The sequence below is a fragment of the Azoarcus indigens genome, from assembly GCF_004361735.1.
GTDB lineage: Bacteria > Pseudomonadota > Gammaproteobacteria > Burkholderiales > Rhodocyclaceae > Azoarcus > Azoarcus indigens.
Genome location: NZ_SNVV01000047.1, coordinates 1 through 4,900 on the forward strand (window position 1 = coordinate 1; position 4,900 = coordinate 4,900).

3 protein-coding genes and 1 CRISPR repeat array are annotated in these 4,900 nt (G+C 67.0%); of the genes, 2 read left to right on the forward strand and 1 reads right to left on the reverse strand.

The features are described 5' to 3' along the window. Positions 1-135: 135 nt before the first annotated feature. A CRISPR array of direct repeats spans positions 136-1,974; the repeat unit is 32 nt; unit sequence GTTTCAATCCACGCGTCCGCGAGGGACGCGAC. A 176-nt stretch (positions 1,975-2,150) separates the two neighbouring features. Beyond that, positions 2,151-3,092: a TetR family transcriptional regulator gene (locus C7389_RS24435; protein ID WP_133595276.1), complete on the reverse strand. Its 942-nt coding sequence runs from the start codon at positions 3,090-3,092 to the stop codon at positions 2,151-2,153. 481 nt (positions 3,093-3,573) lie between these two features. Between C7389_RS24435 and C7389_RS24440 the strand changes: the two genes are divergently transcribed. Together C7389_RS24440 and C7389_RS24445 are read left to right on the forward strand one after the other, a co-directional pair. Then, positions 3,574-4,611 (forward strand): branched-chain amino acid ABC transporter permease, encoded by a 1,038-nt coding sequence (locus tag C7389_RS24440; RefSeq protein ID WP_133595277.1) that lies wholly within the window; start codon positions 3,574-3,576, stop codon positions 4,609-4,611. Further along, a partial coding sequence (locus tag C7389_RS24445; RefSeq protein ID WP_211342535.1) for a hypothetical protein occupies positions 4,608-4,900 on the forward strand: 293 nt, incomplete at its 3' end. The genes C7389_RS24440 and C7389_RS24445, both read left to right, overlap by 4 nt.

Below are 4,900 nucleotides of genomic sequence, written 5' to 3' on the forward strand. Positions count from 1 at the left end.
CCGCGGCCCCCACCCCGATCACCGCGGAGAGTTGATTAACCCAGGGGGTCAATTCCAGATGTCGTCAGGGGGTTAAATCCTCGTGTCGCTTGACAGCGACCCCAGCATCCATGCATTTGCCTTGATGCCCCAGCCGTTTCAATCCACGCGTCCGCGAGGGACGCGACGTGCCCCATGGTTTCCACCTCTGGGCCAGCGGCAGGCGTTTCAATCCACGCGTCCGCGAGGGACGCGACGACCGCCTGGGCGTGCGGGTGATCGTCCATCGCGCGTTTCAATCCACGCGTCCGCGAGGGACGCGACGCGACCACGCGCTGTGCGTAGGCGGTACCCACGTTTCAATCCACGCGTCCGCGAGGGACGCGACTGGTGGATGGGCTATCCGGCGTGGACGCCGCCGCGCGTTTCAATCCACGCGTCCGCGAGGGACGCGACGCCCAAGCCGGCCACCATGCCATCCAGCCCATCCGTGTTTCAATCCACGCGTCCGCGAGGGACGCGACGCGGATGGGACATTTTGTTCGGATGGGGTATTGGGTTTCAATCCACGCGTCCGCGAGGGACGCGACCAGAGCGGTATCTGCTGAGCAGTAGCACGCTCACGTTTCAATCCACGCGTCCGCGAGGGACGCGACCCGTCCTCGCGCACAGGGATAGGCATGTTCCGGCCGTTTCAATCCACGCGTCCGCAAGGGACGCGACCCGCACTGCCGCGGAAATCGCCGAAGCACTCGGCAGGTTTCAATCCACGCGTCCGCGAGGGACGCGACAGCGTGATGCGATCTGCAGCGCCCGAGACGGCAGGTTTCAATCCACGCGTCCGCGAGGGACGCGACATACCTCCGCATCGACGATAACGGCGATGACCTGGTTTCAATCCACGCGTCCGCGAGGGACGCGACTCTTCCCACCAGCTCTCGCCGATGTCGCCAAAGATGTTTCAATCCACGCGTCCGCGAGGGACGCGACTCGAGACGGTCCGCGGTGTCGATCACCTGCTTGCTGTTTCAATCCACGCGTCCGCGAGGGACGCGACCTGGACCGCGGCAGTGCGGTCCAGCAGGCGGGCGTTTCAATCCACGCGTCCGCGAGGGACGCGACACCAAGCTTGCCGCGGGGCGCCTCACGGTGGAAGCGGTTTCAATCCACGCGTCCGCGAGGGACGCGACAGGCAGGATCAGGCGGAGCAAACCCCAGCCCAGCAGGTTTCAATCCACGCGTCCGCGAGGGACGCGACACCGCCATGTCGGCCACCAGGTACGCAGTAAACCCGTTTCAATCCACGCGTCCGCGAGGGACGCGACACCCCTGGAGCGTCCGCGAGCTGGTGCCAGACTGGGTTTCAATCCACGCGTCCGCGAGGGACGCGACGGCCGCAACTCCCGCGGAACCGGCGGGGGCTCCTTGTTTCAATCCACGCGTCCGCGAGGGACGCGACCAGGGAGAAACCCACCCCGCTTGCTCGGCCAGGCCGTTTCAATCCACGCGTCCGCGAGGGACGCGACGTGCGGCGGTTCACCATTCAGTACGCGGACCTCACCGTTTCAATCCACGCGTCCGCGAGGGACGCGACCCGCTTTCCTCGTGCGCGCGGATCATCACCAGCAGCGTTTCAATCCACGCGTCCGCGAGGGACGCGACAGCCGGATAGTCCAATTGATGCCCCGAAGACGCCGGTTTCAATCCACGCGTCCGCGAGGGACGCGACATGGGTACGACGCCGGAGAGGTGGGCGGCGATGACGTTTCAATCCACGCGTCCGCGAGGGACGCGACCCGTCCGCATAGTCCATGGGCACCATTTCGGCCTCGTTTCAATCCACGCGTCCGCGAGGGACGCGACTTCGTCGTGTCCGCCGTTCCTCTGGTGCGCACTCGTTTCAATCCACGCGTCCGCGAGGGACGCGACTAAGCCCGGACATACTCCCAACTCGCCCAGCAGGGTTTCAATCCACGCGTCCGCGAGGGACGCGACTCTGCCACCGTAACACGCTGATTCCTCAGCCTGGGCGTGCCTTTGTCCGCGAACCGTGCAGAAAAAGCGGTGGTTCGATCCGGGTGGATTGGACTGCCAGGAAAAAGCGGTTTCCGATCAGTGGCTTGAGGAAACGCGAACCTCCCGGGGTTTTCCCGGCAGCTTGGGGTTCGCGCTCAGGCCTGCACGCCGCGGCGCAGCATGTCCACCATGGCGTGGGCGATTTCTTCCGGGCTGCGGCGGCCCTGGTGGTACCAGAGGTAGACCCAGTTCATGCCGCCCAGGAGGAAGAGGCGGAGCAGGGAGAGATCGGTGCCGGGGGCGACGGGCAGGGCGTTGACGAGGTTGCGGAACACGCCCTCGTAGGCGTCGCGCAGCGGCTGGATCTTGGCGAAGAGTTCGCGGTTGCCGGTGATGGCGAGGTTGTGGCCGGTGATGCGATCCACCGGCGAGCCTTCGACGATGCCGACGATATGCACCACGCAGGCGCGGGTGAGGCGGTCCCAGGGATCGGTGCCGGTGGCGGCGGCGGCTTTCACCTTGGCCAGCACGCGGGTGAAGCCTTCGCGGTGCACCGCCAGGTAAAGCTCTTCCTTGGAGGCGAAGTAGTGATAGACGGAGCCGGGCAGCAGGCCGACTTCGCGGGCGATGTCGCGTATCGAGCTGCGGTCGTAGCCCTGTTCGGAGAAGAGCTTGGCGGCGGCGTTGATGATGAGCTGGCGGCGCTCCGGTGGTTCTTCCTCGCCGCGCTCGCTGTCTTCGCCTTCGGCGCCGGTGCGCGACTGCTGCGCACTCAGCTGGGCGCTCAGTTGCGCGCTGACTTCGCCCCGCTCCAGCAGGCGGCGCTGGTTGTCGGTGAGGGCGGCCAGGCCGTCGCCGGACTGGCTGGCGAGCGCCTGCAGCCGCTTCACCGTGGTTTCCAGTCCGTGCTTCTGCCAGATGTAGCGCACGCCGGAAGCGGATATCTGCAGCCCCTCCTGGCGCAGGCGCTCGGCCACGGCGGCCTGGCCCAGGGTGGGTTCTTCGCGCGCCAGGCGCAGGATTTCCGCTTCGACATCATGGGGTTGCGCATCCTGTGCGCTGATCGCGGCGGAAGCGGGGAGGGCGGCCGGATTCATGTTGTAAAGGGCTGGTGGTGGGCGAAGGGCTGAATGATAAGGGTTGCGTTGCTGCGGGTTGGCAGCGGACTGCCTTCAAGATAGAACTAACTAATCATTTGAACAAGTGTTTGACAAGCTAGTTTGTCGCTGCTAACGTTCAGCCATGCCGGAATCCGTTCCGGCCGGCGCTCCAGGCGGGGCGCCTCCCCAGCAAGAGCGGCAAAAGCCGCCACCGGGGACGACACAAGGAGGAGTAGAGACATGGTGCATCCCGCATTCCGGGCCGCGACCGCTTCGTGTTCGTGGCTGGCATCGCCCGCAGGGCGCGGCCTTTCCCCGGCTTTCCTTTCAGCCCATTCCCTACCCGGAACGGTAATACCGCGTCGCGCTCCGGCGCGTCACGCCTCGCTGCCTGCGCGCTGAGCGCCGCGGCGGGACTTCGTATTCGGTTTTCCTTTTCGAGCAGCGTGCCCGCGACGGGCGCGGCGGAGCGGGTGACATGGACTTTCAGATAGCGGCCCTGCTGGGCCAGGACGGCCTGACCAACGGCGCGATCTACGCGCTGCTGGCGCTGGCCTTGGTACTGGTGTTCGCGGTGACGCGGGTGATCTTCATCCCGCAAGGCGAATTCGTCGCCTACGGCGCGCTGACGCTGGCGATGGTGCAGGCGGGCACGGTGCCGGCCACGGTGTGGCTGCTGCTGGGCATGGGCGTGTTCGCCGCCGGCCTGGAAGGGGCGGCCGCGCTGCGCCAGGGCCAGGGCGGCAAGCTGGTGCGCATCCTCGGCTGGAACCTCGCCTACCCGGTGGCGCTGGTGCTGCTGCTGGGCGCGCTGCCGCTGGCGACCCTGCCGATGCCCGCGCAGATCCTGCTCGCGCTGGCCATCGTCGTGCCCATGGGCCCCTTGATGTACCGGCTCGTCTATCAACCCATCGCCGCCGCGCCGGTGCTCATCCTGCTCATCGTCTCGGTGGCGGTGCACGTGGGCATGGTCGGCCTGGGCCTGCTCTTCTTCGGCGCCGAAGGCCAGCGCACCCCGCCGTTCTCGGACGCCCGCTTCGACCTGGGCTCCATGCCGGTGTCCGGCCAGACGATCTGGGTCATCGTCGCCTCGCTCGCCCTCATCATCATCCTGTACCAGTTCTTCGAGCGCACCCTGTACGGCAAAGCCCTGCGCGCCACCGCCATCAACCGCAACGGCGCCCGGCTGATGGGCATCTCGCCGGCGCTGGCCGGGCGCCTCACCTTCCTGCTCGCCGCCTTCATCGGCGCGCTCTCGGGCGTGCTCATCGCCCCCATCACCACCATCTACTACGACACCGGCTTCCTCATCGGCCTCAAGGGCTTCGTCGGCGCCATCATCGGCGGCCTGGCGAGCTACCCGGTGGCCGCCGCCGGCGCCGTGCTGGTCGGCCTGCTCGAAGCCTTCTCCTCCTTCTGGGCCAGCGCCCACAAGGAAGTCATCGTCTTCACCCTCATCATCCCGGTGCTGCTGTGGCGCTCCTTGAAGAGCCACCACCTGGAGGAAGAAGAATGAGCCTGCGCAGCCGCCTCCAAGCCTTCCGCCGCGCTGGCGTGGTGCCCCAAGCGCCCGCGCTTGACCCCGCCTCGCCCGCGCTTGACCACGCCTCACCTGCGCTGGACCCCAACACGCTCACCCCCAAGGCCACAGCCCAGCCCAGCGACCGTGCCATGATCCCGCCCCGCCTCGTCCTCGCCGTCTTCCTGGTCCTGCTGGCCATCGCCCCGCAGTTCCTCCCGCCCTTCTACGTCACCCTGCTCAACTACATCGGCCTCTACGCCCTGGTGGCGCTGGGCCTGGTGCT